We start from the raw sequence: 16,498 nt of genomic DNA on the forward strand, positions 1-16,498 counted from the left end.
CTCGACCCGCGCAATCTCGCCGAATCGGCCGCGAACATCCGAGCCCGGATCGACAGTTTGATTACCGACCCCGCAAGACACCCGAGTACGTCCGACACAGCGCTGCTGAAAGACATCAAAGCGCGTTTCAGCCGGACCGAGGGCCGAGTTCCTCTCGCCCCAGGAGTTGCTCGCACTGGCCGGTGACAACCCGAAGCTCGGCGAGGACCTGATGCGAGGGACTCAGTGGTACGGGGCGAAGAAACTGTGACGCCACCGAACACTCACACGTGCACGTATCTGTCCGCCTCCCGCGCGGCCGGCAAGGGCGCGCCGCCGTGACGCAGGTACGGGGAGCGCAGGGCCGGCAGGATGGCGGCGACCGCGAGGACGGCGAGCACGATTGCGAGGATCAGCGGCGCCCGGAGTCCGTGGCCGGGCAGCAGGCTCGAACCGATGGCCGAACCGAGGATCACGCCGAGCGTGATGAAGGAGGTGTGCACCGTGTTCACCAAGACCCCGGTGCCGCCCGCGCGCTGTACCCGCACGGCCATGGCCGGATTCATCGTCACGCCGACGAGTCCGATCCCGAGCATGAACACCACTGCCGCGGGCTTGGAGCCGGTGTAGACGGCGAAGCCGGTGAGGAACACGATATTGAGCAGAGTGCCGATCAGCAGCGTGGCGACGGTGTGGCGATCCGCGAAGCGCCCCACGACGGCATTGCCCGCCACCGTCGCGGCACCATAGGCCAAGAGCAGCAGGGGCACCGAACTGTCGGCGAATCCGCTGAGCCGGGTGAGTACCGGGGTGAGAAAGCTGAAGACGGAGAAGGTCGCGCCGATGATCAGCGTGCTGGAGACGAGAGCGAGCAGCAACTGGGGGCGGCGGAAAGCACGGAGCTCGGCGGCCGGTGACGCGACGGCCGAGCCGTCCTCGGGGACCGGCCGGCCGGGGTCGCGGACGAAAGCCAGAGTCAGCGCTGCGGCGAACGCGGTGAGCACCGCCACCGTCCAGAAGGCCGCCTGCCAGCCGAGACGGCCGCCGATGAAGGTGGCCAGCGGCAGTCCGAGCAGGGTGCCCAGCATGAGTCCGCTCATGGCCACCGATATCGCGCGTCCCCGGAACCGTTCGTCGACGAGCCGCATGCACAGCGATATCGCGAGACCGAAGAACGCCTGGGCGGCGACACCGGTGACGATCCGGGCGACCACCATCACCGGGTACGAGGAAGCCAGGGCCGCCGAGAAATTCCGGCGAAGAAGATCGCGAACACGATCATGAGCGCGGGTTTCGGGGAGAGCCGCAGTAGCGCGGCGACGAGTACCGGTCCGCCGAGCGCCATGGCGGCGGCGAAAACCGTGACCAGGTAGCCGATTCGGTCGATACCGGTGCGCAAGCTCTCGGCCAGCTGCGGCATCAGTCCGGCGACCGCGAATTCGCTGGTCACCATGGCGAAAATGCCCGCGGCCAGGACGTAGACGGCGGCGGTACGTGCGGCGGGGTGAGTCGGTGGCACGGGAAGTTCTCCTAAATTCTGTAATGATCAGTACACAATGCGGGCGCGAAAGGGCGTCGATCGACTCATCAGCGGTTCAGTCGTTCGCCGGATCCGGGCGCAGCGCGCGCAGTGTGGCCGTGACGATCTCCCCGGACCACGGGGCCGCGACCCGGCCCTGCGAGGAGATGCGCAGGCCCGCGACCGCCGAGTTCACGAAAGCGGCGAGCCCTTCGGCGGAAACGCTTGTCGTGACCTCTCCGGCGGCCTGCCCCGCCCGCAGGACGGCGCTCAACAAGTCCAAGCGGGCGGCAGTATCCCGGCCGATCCGCTCGACGCTCTTCTCGTGCACGGGATCGTCGGCCAGTTCGGCCACCGTGTTCACCGCCAGGCAACCCCGCGGCGACCCGGACTCGGCCCGTTCGGCCTCCTCGGCCGCGACCCGGCGCAACAGCACCTCGATACGTTCGACGGTGCCGAGCGAACCGTCACCGACGATCTCCTGCGCGCGGGTCAGGTTGCTCTCCAGATAGGCATCGAGGCACTGCGCGAAGAGTTCGTCCTTGCTACCGAAGGTGTTGTACAGACTGCTGCGCCCCAGCCCCGTCGCCCGGCAGAGATCCTCCGCACTGGTGGCGTGCAGCCCGGCGCGCTGAAACTGACCCATGGCGGCCGCGAGCACCTTCTCGTGTTCGAAGCTGCGGGGTCTGGCCATGCGCCGACCCTAACGTATTATGTAACGAACTGTCCATAACCCGGGTCGGCGCGGCCTCCACAACCGGCACCCGCATCAGCGGCCGCCCGCGAGGTCGAGGAAGCTGCCCGTCGCATAGGAGGCGGCATCGGAGATCAGCCAGGCAATGGCTTCGGCGACCTCATCGGGACGGCCGCCGCGACCCATCGGCAACCCGGGCGCGAGCCGGTCCACCCGGTCGGGGTCGCCGCCGAGGGCGTGGATATCGGTGTGGATATAACCGGGGCGGACGGCGTTGACGCGGATTCCCTCGCCCGCGACCTCGGCGGCCAGGCCACGGGTGAAAGCGTCCAGGGCGCCCTTGGCGGCGGCGTAGTCGACGTATTCGCCCGGTGCGCCGAGCCGGGCGGCGACCGAGGAGACGTTCACGATCGCACCCCCGGCGCCGCCGTGCCGGTGCGACATCCGCCGCACGGCCGCAGCGGCGCACAGCATCGGACCGATGACATCGGCCGCCATCATCCGCTGTAACCGGTCCGCGTCGAGATGCTCCACCCGACATTGGGTTTCGAGCATCCCGGCATTGTTCACCAAGCCGACGAGCGGCACCCGATCGGCGTCGACGGCGGCGAACAACGCGTCGATATCGGCAGGGATGCCCAGATCGACGCGGGTCGCCCGGGCCCGGCCACCCGCCCCGCGGATAGTGCGCACCACCTCGTCGGCGGTCGCGGCCCGAGTGCGGTAGGTGAGGTGGACGGCGTAGCCGTCACGCGCGAGCCGACGCGCCGCGGCCGCGCCGATACCACGGCTGCCGCCGGTCACCACGATCGTCCCTCGATCCACCCGCCGCCTCCTCGGAACAGCCGATACGCCTGCCTCACAGTACGTGCCGAGGGCCGGGCGAGCGGTATCCGCGCGCGGGCGATCGGTGGGCGCCGCACGATACCCACGAGCGTGGCCTCCGGCAAGCGCGCCGGTCAGCCCACGTCGCGACGCAGCCAGGTGACCTCGGCGCCCTCACTGCCGGTCCGGTAGACCTCCAACTCCTCATCCCAGGCCGTCCCCAGCACCCGGTCCAGTTCGCCGGCCAGATCGAACCCGGTGTACCGGCCCAGTTCCCGGTCGGCCTGCAACAGGACCCGCAGGCGCATCTCCCCCACCATCACATCCCCGTTGGCGCTGGTGGAGCCGTGCCACAGGCCCAGCGACGGCACGAAACTGTACCGTTCCCCGTCGACTCCCTCACTGGGATCCTCGGTCACCTCGAAACGCAGGACCGGCCAGGAACGCAGCGACTGCGCGATACGGGATGCGGTACCGGCGGGGCCGAACCATTCGGTCATTGCCCGGAGTTGGCCGGGGGCGGCGGGCTGCGCCGTCCAGCGCAGGGCGGCCGGAGCGCCGAGAGCGGCCGCGAGCGCCCATTCGATATGCGGGCACAGCGCGGCGGGCGACGAGTGGATGTACACCACACCCGCCGTTGCTTCCGCGTATCGGGACGATCCGCGCACCACGTACACCTCCGGTTTCGACGTGCTCGTCTTCCCCAACGGGTCCGTCGAAAAGGCGTTGCCCGAGTGTACTCGAGTGCCCGGTGTTACACGTGTTACTTGCCTGCCGTGTTGCGGGCAAGTGTTGACTCCGCAATGACCGAATCACTGAACGGAGGCCATACTTCGCGCGACCAGTCACCGAAATTCTCGTCGCTCAAGGCCACACACGCCACACCGGGGCGCGGGTCCACCCACAGGAACGTTCCGGACTGCCCGAAATGACCGAAGGTCTCGGGCGAATTGGTGCTACCGGTCCAGTGCGGCGACTTCCCGTCCTTGATCTCGAAGCCCAGGCCCCAGTCGTTGGGCCGCTGCGAGCCGAAGCCCGGCAGCACACCGTCGCTGCCCGGGAACTGGACGCTGGTCGCCTCGGCGAGGGTCTGCGCCGAGATGAGGCGCGGTTGGAGAAGTTCGGCAGCGAAACGCAACAGGTCGGCGAGAGTCGAATTCGCGCCGTGCCCGGCCGAACCGGTCAACTCCGAATCGACCATGCCCAGCGGTTCGAAGACGCCCTCGCGCAGGTACTCCGGGAAAGGGATACCGGTGTGTTCGGCGACCGTGTCGGCCAGCAGTTCGAAACCAGCGCTCGAATAGATCCGTTTGGCACCAGGGCGGGCCAGGATATCGGCGGTGTCGAAAGCCACGCCGGAAGTGTGTGCCAGCAGGTGCCGGACGGTCGCGCCGGGCGGGCCGGCGGTCTGATCGAGCTCGATCGCCCCCTCCTCCACGGCGACCAGCGCCGCGTAGGCGGCCAGGGGTTTGGTGACCGATGCCAGGCGGTAGACCCGGTCCGTCTCACCGGCCGACCAGCTCCCGTCCCGGGTGATCACACCCGCCGCGGCATGCCTGACCGGCCATTCCTGGATCTGCTCGAGTGCGCGCACACCCCGAGGTTACGAGACGGAACCGGGGCCGCGGAACCCGGCCGAGCCGTTGCCGGCGAGCAGTGGGATGCCACCGCGGGCCGACGGTCGGCCCGGGTGCCGCAAATGCGCTGCGGCGGAGCAGATCACCAGGTGGTACGCGCCGACGGGCCGCACACGTCGGCCCGCCCCGGTGACCGTCGGCGCCGGGGAGCGAGGTACCTCGGATATGCAGAAATCAGAGCGCCGCAGCGGGCGAGCCGGGTGGGCCGGTGCGGGGCGGCCCACCCGGGAACGCGCGGGGGACACTCGCCGATCAGCGGTCGGCGTCGGTGTACTTGATGATGCCGCGGATGTTCTTGCCGTCCAGCATGTCCTTGTAGCCCTGGTTGACGTCCTCCAGGGAGTAGCTGCGGGTGACCATATCGTCCAGATTCAGCTGGCCGGCCTTGTACATGGACAGCAGCCGCGGAATGTCCTGGCGGGCGTTGCCGCCACCGAAAATGCAGCCCTTGACCGTCTTCTGGAGCATGCAGAGCAGGAAGTTGTTCATCTTCACATCGGCGGCGTCCATCCGGCCCATGGAGGTGACGACCAGAGTGCCCGCCTTCGCGGTGAGGATCAGACCCTCTTCGATGTATTCGCCCTGCATCTCACCCATGGTGAGAATGACCTTGTCGGCCATCCGGCCCTCGGTCGCCTCCATCAGTGGCATGATCGCCTCGGCCATGCCGGTGTAGGTGTGGGTGGCGCCGAACTTCTTGGCCTGCTCCAGCTTCCAGGGATTCGGGTCGATGGCGACGACCTTCTGTGCCCCGGAGAGCACCGCGCCCTGCAGCGCGCTCATCCCGACACCGCCGATGCCGACGATGGCCACGGTATCGCCGGGCATCACATTGGCGATATGGGTGGAGGAGCCGAATCCGGTGGGCACACCGCAGCCGACCAGGCAGGCGACCTCGAACGGGATCTCCGGGTCGATCTTGACCACCGAGCTGTAGTGCACCGTCATATACGGCGAGAACGTGCCGAGCAGGCACATCGGGATGACGTCCTTGCCGCGGGCCTGGATGCGGTAGCTGCCGTCACTGATGGACTGCCCGGACAGCAGGCCCATCCCGAGATCGCAGAGGGCCATATTCCCCGATACGCACGCCGGACAGCGGCCGCAGGCGGGGATGAACGACAGCACCACATGATCGCCGACGGCCAGGTCGGGCGGGGTGCCGGGACCCAGTTTGGTGATGACACCCGCGCCTTCGTGGCCGCCCATGGCCGGGAACGACGGCATCGGGGTGGCACCGGTGACCATATGGTGATCCGAATGGCACATTCCGGCGGTTTCCAGCTGGATCTGCACCTCACCGGCGCGGGGGTCACCGAGTTCGATTTCCTCGACCGACCACGGTTCGTCGATCCCCCACAGGATCGCGCCCTTCGTCTTCATTCGTGTCCGACCTCTCGCATGCGCGGGCTTTCATGTGACGGCCTCCACACTACGATACGAACTGGAACACGTTCTAGTGGTTTGGCGAAGATTTTCCCGGGAGAACTGGTCGACCGACCATGACGCAGCGGCCGACAGTGGAAACCCACCGCCGGCCGCCCGCCGAGCAACTCACGAATCGTCCACTTCCACCGCCGATACCCGCGGGACCCGGCCTACGGAGAGCCCCGCCGCGATATCGCCCGGCTCGGGCCGGGAGAAGTACCGGCACACACCGGACGGATCGGATTTATGAAACCTGTTCTCACTCCATGAGTCCGCGCGCCCGCGCGAAGAGTTCGAGCGTATTCGCGTGCAGGAACTCACCGACCCGCTTCGGCGCCTTGCCCGCGAAGGACCGCGCGTAGGTGCCCTCCAGCACGATGCCGAGTTTGAAGCAGGCCAGCACCGTGTACCAGGTGACGGCACTCAGGTCCCGGTCGGAGAACTTGCCGTAGTGCTCGATCATCTCCGCGCTCGTCGGCAGCGCACCGGCCTCGCCGAGCTTGCCGATCAGCGCCGCACCGGAGGTGCCCGGTTCGGGCCGGGTCGCGATCTGCCAGCCGAGATCGAGCAGCGGATCACCGATGGTCGACATCTCCCAGTCGACCAGGGCCGCGACCTCGGGCCGCTCGTAGGAGAACATGATGTTCGCCAGATGGCAGTCACCGTGCAGGATGCCGGGGGTCCATTCGGCCGGGCGGTGGCGTTCCAGCCAGTCCGCCACCGAGTCCAGACCCGGGATCCGCGGGCCGGGATAGCCCTCGTTCGACGCGTACGACTCCAGCTCATGGGTCCAGCGACCGACCTGCCGTTCCAGGAACCCTTCCGGTTTGCCGTAGTCGTCCAGGCCCAGCGCCCGGTAGTCCAGCGCGCCCAGCCGGGCGATGGCCTCCACCGCCGACAGGCCCATCTGCCGCCGGGCCTCCGGGTCCTCGGCGAAGGGGGCGGGCAGCTCGTTCTGCGGGTTGAAGCCCTCGATCGGCTCCATCAGATAGAAGACCGCGCCCAGCACCGATTCATCGGGTTCGGCGGCGATCACCCGCGGGGCGCGGACATCGGTATCGGCCAGCGCGCCCAGCAGCCGCGCCTCCCGGCGGATGACCTCGTTGCTCTTCGGGCGCAGATGCGCCGGGCCGCGGCGCAGTACGTAGTCGCGGCCGCCCCGGGTGAAACGCAGCATGATGTTCTGCGTGCCGCCGCCGAGCGCCTTCACCTCCCGGAACTCACCGCCGGCGAGCCCCCGCTCGTCCATCCAGTTCCCTACCACGGTGAAGTCGACGTGCTCACGATCCACGCCTACCGGCTGCGCAACAGACATGCCTGACATTGTGCCCCACCCACCCGGATAAACTGCGGGCGACCGACAACAGTTCGTAACCCGCCCGCGGCGTAGGGTTCGGGCCACAATGTCTTTCTCCGTGACCCTCCAGCACCGCGTACTCGAGCGGGCCGTCGATACCGAGGCCGCCTTCCTGCGGTTGTGCAGCACCTCGCCCGCCGCCTTCTGGCTCGACAGCGAGCATGTGGAGCCGGGGATGGACCGCTTCTCGTTCCTCGGCGACGCCTCGGGCCCGCTGGCCGAGGTGATCGGCTACCGGGTCGGCAGCGGTATGGTCACCGTCCGCACCGCCGACGGCGCCGTCCGCGAGGAACGGGGCACCATCCTGGATCATCTGGCCGCAGCGCTACGGGCCAGGCCGGTGCCGCTGCCGGACGACTTCCCGTTCGATTTCGCGGGAGGTTATGTCGGCTACCTGGGTTACGAGGTCAAGGCCGATTGCGGCGGGTCCGCGGCACACCGTGCCCCGGCGCCCGACGCCCAGTGGATCTTCGCCGACCGGGTGGTGGTCGTCGACCATCTCGCCGGGCGCACGTATCTGCTGGCCCTGTCCGACGATTCCGGCCGCGTCGCGGCGCAGACCTGGCTGCGCGCCACCGCGGCGATCCTGGAGACACTGCCGACCTGGTCGAACCCGCCCCCGATCACCACGGCGGGCGATACCGCGGGCCTGGAAGAACACCTGGTCCGCGGCCGGACGCGCTACCTGCGCGATATCGCCGACTGCCGGGCCGCCCTGCGGGCCGGTGAATCGTACGAGATCACGCTGACCGACCAGCTCGTCTTCCCCGCCACTTCCGGCGGGCTCGACGTCTACCGCACACTGCGCCGGGCCAATCCCGCGCCCTACTCGGCCTACCTGCGGTTCGGCGATCTGGAGATCGCCTGCTCCTCCCCCGAACGTTTCCTGAAGATCGACCGCGACCGGACCGTCGAGACGAAACCGATCAAGGGCACCGCCCGCCGCGACCCCGACCCGATCGTGGACGAACAGCTGCGCCGCGCGCTGACCGAGGACCCGAAGACCCGGGCCGAGAACGTGATGATCGTGGACCTGTTGCGCAACGATCTCGGGCGGGTCTGCGAGGTCGGCAGTGTGCGGGTGCGCGAACTGCTGGCCACCGAGACCTACTCGACCCTGCACCAGCTGGTTTCGACCGTGCGCGGCACCCTGCGCGCCGATACCGGGGTCGTCGACTGCCTACGCGCCTGCTTCCCGGGAGGTTCCATGACCGGGGCACCCAAGATCCGGACCATGCAGCTCATCGACACCCTCGAAACCCGCGCGCGCGGCGTGTATTCGGGGACGATCGGGTTTCTGGGGCTGGGCGGCACGGCCGACCTCAATATCGTCATCCGCACCGCGGTGCGCTACGGCGGGACCTGGCAGATCGGTGCCGGCGGCGCCATCGTGCTGGACTCGGTGGCCACGGCGGAATACGACGAGATGCTGCTCAAGGCCGCGGCGGTGTACCGCGCCCTGGCCACAGGCCCAGTCGCCACCGCCGCGCCGGCCACCGGGGTCACCGTGGCCGGGTGAACGCCGCGACGGCCCGAGAAGTATTGCGGGCCATCGGAAACGAGCCGTCCGATCCGGCGAACAGCGCGACAATGGAGCGATGGCACAGCTCTGGGTGAGAACACATGGTGGGGACTGGCTTCGGGCCGATCAGATCATCGAGATCGGCACGGAATCGGTACGTGAACGCGGCCCACACGACGGTCCGGGCGCCGTCGAGGTCGTGGCCCGGCTGGCGGTGGCGACCGGCAGTGGGCAATGGGACTACGACCGGGGCAGCGGCACCGTCGGACCGAGTGTCCGGGTCCTGGGGCGGTATCCCAGCGGGGAGGCCGCCGGACGGATCGCCGATCAACTGGTGCTGATTCTGCTCAGTGCGAACAAGAACGCGCAGATCACCTTCGACGACGCCGAGGTGCAGGTACGCCCCGTCCACGACCGCACCACCCACGACACCCCCTACAACGGCCGGGCCCTCGACCCGGCCTGAGCGCTCAGGACCGGCGCCGGGACCTTTTCTTCGGTTCGGGTTCCGGTTCCGGAGGTCCGGTCGCGGTGAGACCGGCCATCCGGCCGAGCCGGCCGACTCCGGGCAACCGGGACAGCGCCCCGAACAGATCCTCCCCCAGCGCGATCATCGCCTCCAGCCGCGGCAGCAGCCGGTCGTAGGCGGCGAACGCGGGATCGGCGAGGGCCAGGGTGCGGTCGAGCCGGTCGATGGTGGCATTGAGCCGGTCGATGGCACTGGACAGATTCTCCAGCACATCGGGCAGTTGCGCGGCGAGCTGCGCCGACGCCGGTGGCAACCGCACCGCGGCGTCGAAGGCCTGGCCGGCGGTCAGCTGGGCGGCTTCCAGGGCCTGACCGGCGGCGGACTGCGCGGCGTCCACCGCGGTCTGCGCGGCGGCGAGTACATCGGCGGGTGACGGCACCCGCCGGGCCCCCGGCCGCTTGTCCCCCGGCTGCCCCGGATCGGTCATGCGACAACTCTGCCGCATCGATGACGAGAACCGCTACGACCTGCACACCTACGGGCGTGTCGGCGGCACATGGCATAGTTCGACGACGATGGAACTGAGCAAGGGCGCCAATACGCCGATACCGACATCGCTTCTGGCCGTGGTGATTTCCTGGCGGTCGGACCATACGGTGGACGCGCACGCCCTCCTGCTGGGCAGCGACGGATCGGTGCGCGGCGACCGGGATCTGGTCTTCTACAACGCACCCCGCCACATATCCCAGGCCGTCACCCTCGACCAGGACCCCGATCCGGGCACGGCCCGGCTGAGCGTTTCGCTGCCGCGTACCGAGGCCGAGGTGGACCGCATCGTGGTGTCGGGCTCACTCGAGGAGGCCACCTTCACCGATCTCGGCGAGGTCACGCTCACGATCTTCGCGGTCGACGGCCCGGTGGCGGTGTTCACCGTCGACGATTCGGAATCGGTATCGGCCATGATGTTCGGCGAGTTCTATCGCCGGGACGACGGCTGGCGGTTCCGGGCCGTCGGGCAGGGCTGGGCCGCCGGGATGGCGGGGCTGATCACCGAGTTCGGCATCCAGGTCGACGAGGCTCCGGCGGCACGCCGGACCGCCCCGCCGGCGCTTCGCGGCGAGAGCTCGGCCCGGGCGGCCGGCGAGGACGCCACGGAACTACTGCGACCGGCCGGGGACCGCAGTACCGCGGTCCTCGATCGGCCCGCCGATCCCGGGCACCGCCGCACCGGTACGGCGACCGACGATCCGGCCGGTGACCGGGCGACCCCCCGCCGCGGCCCGGACCGGACCGCCACCGGGAACGGCACCCGCACCGCGTCCCCCGGGGCACATCCCGGCAACGCCCACTACCGTCTCGACGAGAACCCGCCCGCCACGGCCCCCGCCGCACCCTGGGACCGTTTCGCCGAACGACAGCCCACCCGGCAGCTCCCCGGCACGGTGTCACTGCGCCGGCTCGCCACCACCGAGCCGGTACACCTGCCTCCGCCGCCCGAACCCGGCCGCGCCGACTGGTACCCCGACCCCGAGGACCCGGTACGGCTGCGCTGGTGGGACGGGGAACGCTGGACCGCCGACCGGCGTCCCGCCGTGCGCGCGCACGCCCACGACTGCGACCGCTGCGGCGCGCGCCGGCGGCGCCGGGTCTTCGGCGGTCATCACCCGTGCCCGTCCTGTGCGGCGGAGATCGAGGAATTCCTCATCCACTGGCACACCCGGGCGGCCCGGTTGCTCGCCTCGTCCGGGCCGCGCGGCCCGGAGTGGGAGGCACTGTGGGCTTCCCTGCGCTATCAGCGCATCGACGCGGCCGCGGCCCACGCCGCGCTGCAACCCGCGGCCCTGCAGTACGTGGAGCGCCGGGTCGCCTTCGCGTTCGCCGACGGGCAGATCACCGCCGAGGAATTCGACGAGGTCGAATACGCCGTCACCGAGCTCGGTCTGCGCGGCCCCCTGATCGACGAGCTGCGGTCGCGGATGACACGCGGACGCGCGCTGTCGCGATTGCGGGAGGGTGATCTGCCCGCCATCGCCACGCCGGGTCTGCATCTGGACGCCGAGGAACTGGTGTATCTCGATGTCGATGCCACCCATATCCGAGAGCTGGCCCGCGGGCCCAAGCACACCGACGGCCGATTGATCGTGAGCACCAAGAAGCTACGTTTCGTGGGTACGGGGGCGGGCGTCGAACTGCCGTGGTCGCGAATCGTCTCGGTGGCCGCCGAATACGACACCGTAGTGGTCGCGGCGACGTCGGCCCGCGGTGGCGCCACTTTCGCCGTCACCGACCCGGAATACCTCGCGGCCGCGCTGGAGGGCGCGCTGCGTATTGCGAAGCGTCTGGTCCTGGCCCCCGGCCAACGGGATTCGCGCAGTATCCCGCAGGAGGTGAAAGCCGAGGTGTGGCAGCGCGACGGCGGCCGCTGCGTGGAATGCGGGGACAGCCACTACCTGGAATTCGACCATGTGATCCCGCTCAGCCGCGGCGGCGCCACCAGCGCGGCCAACCTGCAGATCCTGTGCCGCGGCTGTAACCGCACCAAAGGCGCCAATATCTGATCGCGGCGGGGCCGGAAGACTAGGGCACCAGTGGCGGCGGCGACCAGCTGCCGTCCAGCACCCGGGGTTCCGGCTCGTACAACCGCATGATCAGCGAGAACTGGCCCTGCTCGGGAATCGGCAGCCAGTTGGACCGCGGAACCCCGGGGCCGGGGTCGGCAGCCTGCACCGCGAACTCCAACGCACCGTCGGGCGCGAGCCGCGGCGCCACTGGGTGCCCGAGGGTATGCAGGTCCGCCGGATTCTGCACCAGGTAGCCGTCGGCCCCATAGGCGGTGATCGACCAGAACGCTTTCACCGGAGGCGCCTGGCCGGGTTCGAATCGCAGGGTGAACTCCCGCGGGTCACCGTTCTTGTCGGCCTCGTCGAACAGCGCGGGATAGAGCATGGCCTCGGCGATATTCGCGCCGACCCCCCTTCTGGCGGTCGTGGCGCGCAGCAGATAGTTGGCGCCGTACCGGCCGACGTTCAGCGCTACCACCCACCCGTCGCGCATCCGGGAGGCCGGATCGACGTAGGCCGCTATCTTCTTCTTCGCCGCGTCGACGCCCGCGTCGAGTTCGCCGGTGCTCACGCCTTGCGGGGCCCCACCCGGGCGGATGCCGATGGTGGCGAACCGCCGCATCGCCGGTTCGTCCTCCGGTGCCGGCGGATTGTCCTTCATCAACTCGCACAAGCGGTCGAAGTATTCGCGCGACGACATCGCGGCGACCGAATCGCGGCCCACCGGTCCCGACCAGTCCTGGTTACCCGGTATCGACTCGGATTCCGTGGCCGCCCGCGTGTTCCACGCGCTGAGTGGCGCCAGCCGCAGCTGCGCCTGTAGAGCGCGAACGGCGGGAACGTCCGCGCTACCGCGCACCTCGATCCGCCCGTAGAGCGAGGCATCCGCGGTCGGCACCGGGAGTTGCACGACACCGGGCGGGAGTTTCCCGGCCCATCCCGGCCCGGTGACCGCGTAGGTGTAGGGCGGCACCGCGCCGGGCTCGGCCTCCGGACGCACGCTGCTCGGCGTGGACACCGTATTGGACCAGGCGTCGAGGACCTGCATCACCCAGTACCGATCCTGGATCTCCGGTACCTCGAACAGCACCGGTTCCTTACGCAGATCCAGCCAGGCGATCGAATACAGGTTGTCCAGGTCGATCCGGACCACCGTGCGCTGGCTCGCGGGCGGCAGGGAGGATGTGTGCTGGAACCGATTCGTGGATGCGTAGTCCATTACTTTTCGGCGAAACGTATCGATCACGATCATCGGGTAGCCGAAGATATAGGCATCGGCCGCCACCTCCCGTCGGGCGGCCGGGGTACCCGACGGCGGAACCGCGGTACCGGAGTCCTTGCCCCCGCAGGCGGCCAGACCGGTGACGGCGACGAGACCCAGCATCGACCGCCGGGTCATGCTGAACCGGTCCGCCACCGGCTGCGTCATGTCTCCGGATGCCGCGGCGGGCACTTCGCGCATTCGCACTCTCCCTGCTCATCGCTGTCGACGGACTGCGAGCAGGATACGCGGAGATAGCTGGAACGTTGCGGATGCGGGCGGCGCGGCCGCTCTCAGATGGCGAGAACCGTGTTCATGATAGTGCCCGCGCTGGTGGCGACGACACCTCCGATCATGGCGCCGGCCACCATCTTCGGCGACTGCATCCCGCTCCCGGACCATTTCTCCCAGGCAAACTTCGCGCCCGCGAAGATGATGCTGATCGTGCCCGACAGAATGGCCAGCCAGGTGCCGTACCGGACGAACTGATCGATTTTGTCCGCCAGCGGCGGCGGCTCCGGGGTAGGGTCGCTGACCTGCGCGTATACCGATATTGCGTCCATAACCGACGCCGCGATGCTGCTCACCGTCTGCTCCCTTACCGATACCGTCCGGGGCGCACGGCCCCGCCTCCATCATCCAGACAGATACCGGTGCGGCGCAAGTTCTTGCCGCGCAGCGGCTTTCACGCTATAACCGCTGGTGACCCGAACACCTGCCCGGACCTGGGATTACTGCATACCACCCGGCGAGCGGTTACGATGCGTTAGCGTTCCCGCCCACCCCGAAACTAGAGTGAGCTGCGAGATGATACTGGCCGCTGTGACCGATACGCTGGCGCAAATCGGTAACCCCACACCCGAAGCACCCCCCATCTCGGACAAATTCCTGCAACTCGTCAGGTATCTCACCTGGTTCGTGTTGCTCGCCGGAATCTGCGCGATCATCTACGCCGGCGGCAAGTTCGCCTGGGAGAAATGGTCCGGCGGCGGTTTGGAGTCCCCGAAGATGGTGGCCGGCGCCATGATCGGTGGTGTCATCGCGACCAGCGCGGGCACCATCATGAACGCCGTGATCGGCTGACGCGCCGCATTCTGCTCGACCCCGGGGCGTCTCGTCCGGATCGACACCCAGCGCACGCGGGTTCGCGTCGATGACCGCGGCGGGACCGCGCTCGATTCCGTCGTAGTAGGCGCGCGTCCTCGACATATCCACACCCGAGGCGGAACGTGGATCGCCGCCGTGCCCGTGCCAGTGTCCAGCCGGTCCGGGACAGCTGCCACTGGACCCCGAACAACCGCACCCGCCCCTCCGCCGGCAGGCGAGGATCCCGGACCGCGTGCGGGTCGACCAGGACGCAACTCGGCGCGGACGGCCGAGCGGAGATCAGCGCAGCAGCGCCTCGATCAGATCGGCGGCCCGCATCGTGCCGCCTTCGGTCCGTGCCTCGGCGCGCAGTCGCGCCGACCGGTCCGCCACCCCGGCGTCCCCGACGAGGTCCATCAGCGCCGCACGCAGGTTCTGGGGAGTGGCGTCGTCGGTGTCGATCCGGCGCGCCACACCCAGTTCCACCAGGCGGTCGGCATTGAGGAACTGCTCGGCGGCCTGCGGTACGGCGATCATCGGGACACCGGCCAGCAACCCTTCGCCGCACCCGCCCATCCCGGCATGGGTGAGGAACGCGTCCGCCCGGTCCAGTATCGCCCGCTGCGGAACCCACGAGTGCACTTCCACATTGGCCGGGATATCGCCGAGTTCTCCCGGGTCGGTGTGTTTTCCGATCTGCAGGACGATATGCCAGCCGGGCAGGTCGCCGAAGGCGCGCAGGCAGCGACGGTAGAACTCCGGCCGGTGGGTGTAGGCCGAACCCAGCGAGATCAGCAGGACCTTGTCGGCCGCGGCCGGACCCACCCAGCCCGCGTCGGACCCGTCCGGGTCGAAACAGGGTCCGACGAAGGTCACCTTGCCGGCATCCACCCGGTCGGCATGCGGTTGCATCGCCCGGGGTATCAGGGCCAGGGCCCGGTCGGGCACACCGGAGAAGGCGTCCACATCGGCGGTCACCGCACCGCAGTCGGCGAGCCACCGGGCGAACCGCGCCCGATGGGCGTCGGCACCCGGTAGTTGCCGCAGCTGTACCACGACCTCCCGCTCGTACCCGTCCCAGCCCACGAAGGACGGGGACAGCTGCAGGACGGGCCGACTCTGCGTTTCGGCGAGCGCGCGGCCGGCGTACGCGCCGATGTCGTACAGGTAAAGGTCGGCCGGATCGGCCCGGTAGGCCGCGGACAACTGTGGAAGGGCCGCCACGGCATCGTCGAGGAAGAGGTCCATCGCGGCGATCGGGTCGTCGGGCCAGGTGTCGTCGGCGACCGGCAACCCGGACGCGCACGGGACGAATTCGGCGCCGGTGGCGGTGAGCAGATCGGCCACCACCGGATCGTTGGCACAGGTCACGCGATGACCCCGAACCACGAGCTCACGGATGATCGCGAGACTCGGCAGCACGTGACTGACGATCGGGATACCGACCATCGCGATATGGGCAGAGTGGGAAGGCACAGCGGTTTCCCTCATTTCAGTTCCGTGGCGGCGGCTTCGAGGTCGGCGATACCGCCCGACATGATCGTGCGCACATGCCGGGTGAGGTGTTCGATGGGCCAGTCCCACCAGGCCACCGCCAGCAGCCGGGCGATATCGGGCTCCGCGTAGCGGGTGCGGATGAGGCGGGCCGGATTACCGCCGGCGATACCGTAGTCGGGTACGTCGGCGGTGACGACGGCGCCGGCGCCGATGATCGCGCCGTGGCCGATCCGCACACCGGGCAGGATCGTCGCGCCGTTACCGATCCAGACGTCGTTGCCGACGACGGTATCGCCCCGGTTCGGCAGATCGCTCAGCAGGTCGATGTGGTGGGCCCACCCGCCGCCCATGGTGGGAAACGGGAAGGTCGACGGACCGTCCATACGGTGGTTGGCGCCGTTCATGATGAACCGCACGCCGGTGGCCAGCGCGCAGAACTTTCCGATGATCAGCTTCTCCGGCCCGTAGTGGTAGAGCACATTGCGGGTTTCGAACGCGGTCGGGTCGTCGGGGTCGTCGTAGTAGGAGAACTCCCCGGCCTCGATCAGCGGTGAGCCGATCAGCGGTTTCAGCAGGACGACGCGCGGCTGCCCGGGCATGGGGTGCAACACGGTGGGGTCGGCGGGAAGCGTGACGGGGTCGGCGGGCACAGCAAAACTCCTT

The 16,498-nt window shown here is 69.0% G+C and carries 17 protein-coding genes; 4 read left to right on the top strand and 13 right to left on the bottom strand.

Going from position 1 to position 16,498, the window contains the following annotated elements; all coding sequences use genetic code 11:
- Positions 1-263: 263 nt before the first annotated feature.
- From NGR01S_RS16090 to NGR01S_RS16120, 8 genes are all read right to left on the bottom strand, one after another.
- The gene (locus tag NGR01S_RS16090; RefSeq protein WP_218020775.1) at positions 264-1,196 is read right to left on the bottom strand and encodes an MFS transporter; all 933 of its coding nucleotides are present in this window, start codon (positions 1,194-1,196) and stop codon (positions 264-266) included.
- Positions 1,196-1,498, bottom strand: coding sequence for an MFS transporter (locus NGR01S_RS31970; RefSeq protein WP_218020776.1), 303 nt, complete (start codon positions 1,496-1,498; stop codon positions 1,196-1,198). The genes NGR01S_RS16090 and NGR01S_RS31970 overlap by 1 nt, the downstream gene beginning before the upstream one ends.
- Positions 1,499-1,574: 76 nt before the next feature.
- Positions 1,575-2,192, bottom strand: coding sequence for a TetR/AcrR family transcriptional regulator (locus NGR01S_RS16095; protein ID WP_063037604.1), 618 nt, complete (start codon positions 2,190-2,192; stop codon positions 1,575-1,577).
- Positions 2,193-2,267: 75 nt separating this feature from the next.
- Entirely contained in the window at positions 2,268-3,017 is a 750-nt protein-coding gene (locus NGR01S_RS16100) for an SDR family oxidoreductase (RefSeq protein ID WP_063037606.1), read from the bottom strand.
- Between the two features lie 134 nt (positions 3,018-3,151).
- Positions 3,152-3,685 (bottom strand): DUF3145 domain-containing protein, encoded by a 534-nt coding sequence (locus NGR01S_RS16105; protein ID WP_063037948.1) that lies wholly within the window; start codon positions 3,683-3,685, stop codon positions 3,152-3,154.
- A 95-nt stretch (positions 3,686-3,780) separates the two neighbouring features.
- On the bottom strand, positions 3,781-4,611 hold the full coding sequence (locus tag NGR01S_RS16110; protein WP_063037608.1) for a serine hydrolase domain-containing protein: 831 nt from the start codon (positions 4,609-4,611) through the stop codon (positions 3,781-3,783).
- Between the two features lie 295 nt (positions 4,612-4,906).
- The gene (locus NGR01S_RS16115) at positions 4,907-6,037 is read right to left on the bottom strand and encodes an NDMA-dependent alcohol dehydrogenase (protein ID WP_063037609.1); all 1,131 of its coding nucleotides are present in this window, start codon (positions 6,035-6,037) and stop codon (positions 4,907-4,909) included.
- A 304-nt stretch (positions 6,038-6,341) separates the two neighbouring features.
- Entirely contained in the window at positions 6,342-7,406 is a 1,065-nt protein-coding gene (locus NGR01S_RS16120; protein WP_084481137.1) for a phosphotransferase family protein, read from the bottom strand.
- A 79-nt stretch (positions 7,407-7,485) separates the two neighbouring features.
- Between NGR01S_RS16120 and pabB the strand changes: the two genes are divergently transcribed.
- Positions 7,486-8,958, top strand: coding sequence for an aminodeoxychorismate synthase component I (pabB, locus tag NGR01S_RS16125; RefSeq protein WP_084481140.1), 1,473 nt, complete (start codon positions 7,486-7,488; stop codon positions 8,956-8,958).
- A gap of 79 nt (positions 8,959-9,037) precedes the next feature.
- Entirely contained in the window at positions 9,038-9,427 is a 390-nt protein-coding gene (locus NGR01S_RS16130; RefSeq protein WP_063037613.1) for a hypothetical protein, read from the top strand.
- A gap of 4 nt (positions 9,428-9,431) precedes the next feature.
- Here NGR01S_RS16130 and NGR01S_RS16135 read toward each other — a convergent pair whose 3' ends face one another.
- Positions 9,432-9,917, bottom strand: a complete 486-nt coding sequence (locus tag NGR01S_RS16135) for a hypothetical protein (protein ID WP_063037615.1) — start codon at positions 9,915-9,917, stop codon at positions 9,432-9,434.
- Here NGR01S_RS16135 and NGR01S_RS16140 point away from each other — a divergent pair.
- Positions 9,916-11,988, top strand: coding sequence for a TerD family protein (locus tag NGR01S_RS16140; RefSeq protein WP_245664624.1), 2,073 nt, complete (start codon positions 9,916-9,918; stop codon positions 11,986-11,988). The two genes, NGR01S_RS16135 and NGR01S_RS16140, sit on opposite strands and share 2 nt — an antisense overlap.
- A 19-nt stretch (positions 11,989-12,007) precedes the next feature.
- Here the strand turns inward: NGR01S_RS16140 and NGR01S_RS16145 are convergent, their stop codons facing one another.
- Positions 12,008-13,453 (bottom strand): DUF1254 domain-containing protein, encoded by a 1,446-nt coding sequence (locus NGR01S_RS16145; protein WP_245664625.1) that lies wholly within the window; start codon positions 13,451-13,453, stop codon positions 12,008-12,010.
- Positions 13,454-13,545: 92 nt separating this feature from the next.
- Positions 13,546-13,839, bottom strand: a complete 294-nt coding sequence (locus NGR01S_RS16150; protein ID WP_063037617.1) for a hypothetical protein — start codon at positions 13,837-13,839, stop codon at positions 13,546-13,548.
- 220 nt (positions 13,840-14,059) lie between these two features.
- Here NGR01S_RS16150 and NGR01S_RS16155 point away from each other — a divergent pair, with 220 nt between their 5' ends.
- Entirely contained in the window at positions 14,060-14,335 is a 276-nt protein-coding gene (locus tag NGR01S_RS16155) for a hypothetical protein (RefSeq protein WP_030524066.1), read from the top strand.
- Positions 14,336-14,638: 303 nt separating this feature from the next.
- On the opposite strand, the gene NGR01S_RS16160 is transcribed toward NGR01S_RS16155, so the two are convergent.
- Together NGR01S_RS16160 and NGR01S_RS16165 are read right to left on the bottom strand one after the other, a co-directional pair.
- A complete protein-coding gene (locus tag NGR01S_RS16160) occupies positions 14,639-15,814 on the bottom strand; it encodes a macrolide family glycosyltransferase (protein WP_245664626.1) in 1,176 nt (391 codons plus the stop codon).
- A gap of 11 nt (positions 15,815-15,825) precedes the next feature.
- A complete protein-coding gene (locus tag NGR01S_RS16165) occupies positions 15,826-16,434 on the bottom strand; it encodes a CatB-related O-acetyltransferase (protein WP_063037954.1) in 609 nt (202 codons plus the stop codon).
- Between the last annotated feature and the right edge of the window lie 64 nt (positions 16,435-16,498).

Origin of the sequence: Nocardia grenadensis NBRC 108939 (assembly GCF_001613445.1) — a bacterium.
GTDB lineage: Bacteria > Actinomycetota > Actinomycetes > Mycobacteriales > Mycobacteriaceae > Nocardia > Nocardia grenadensis.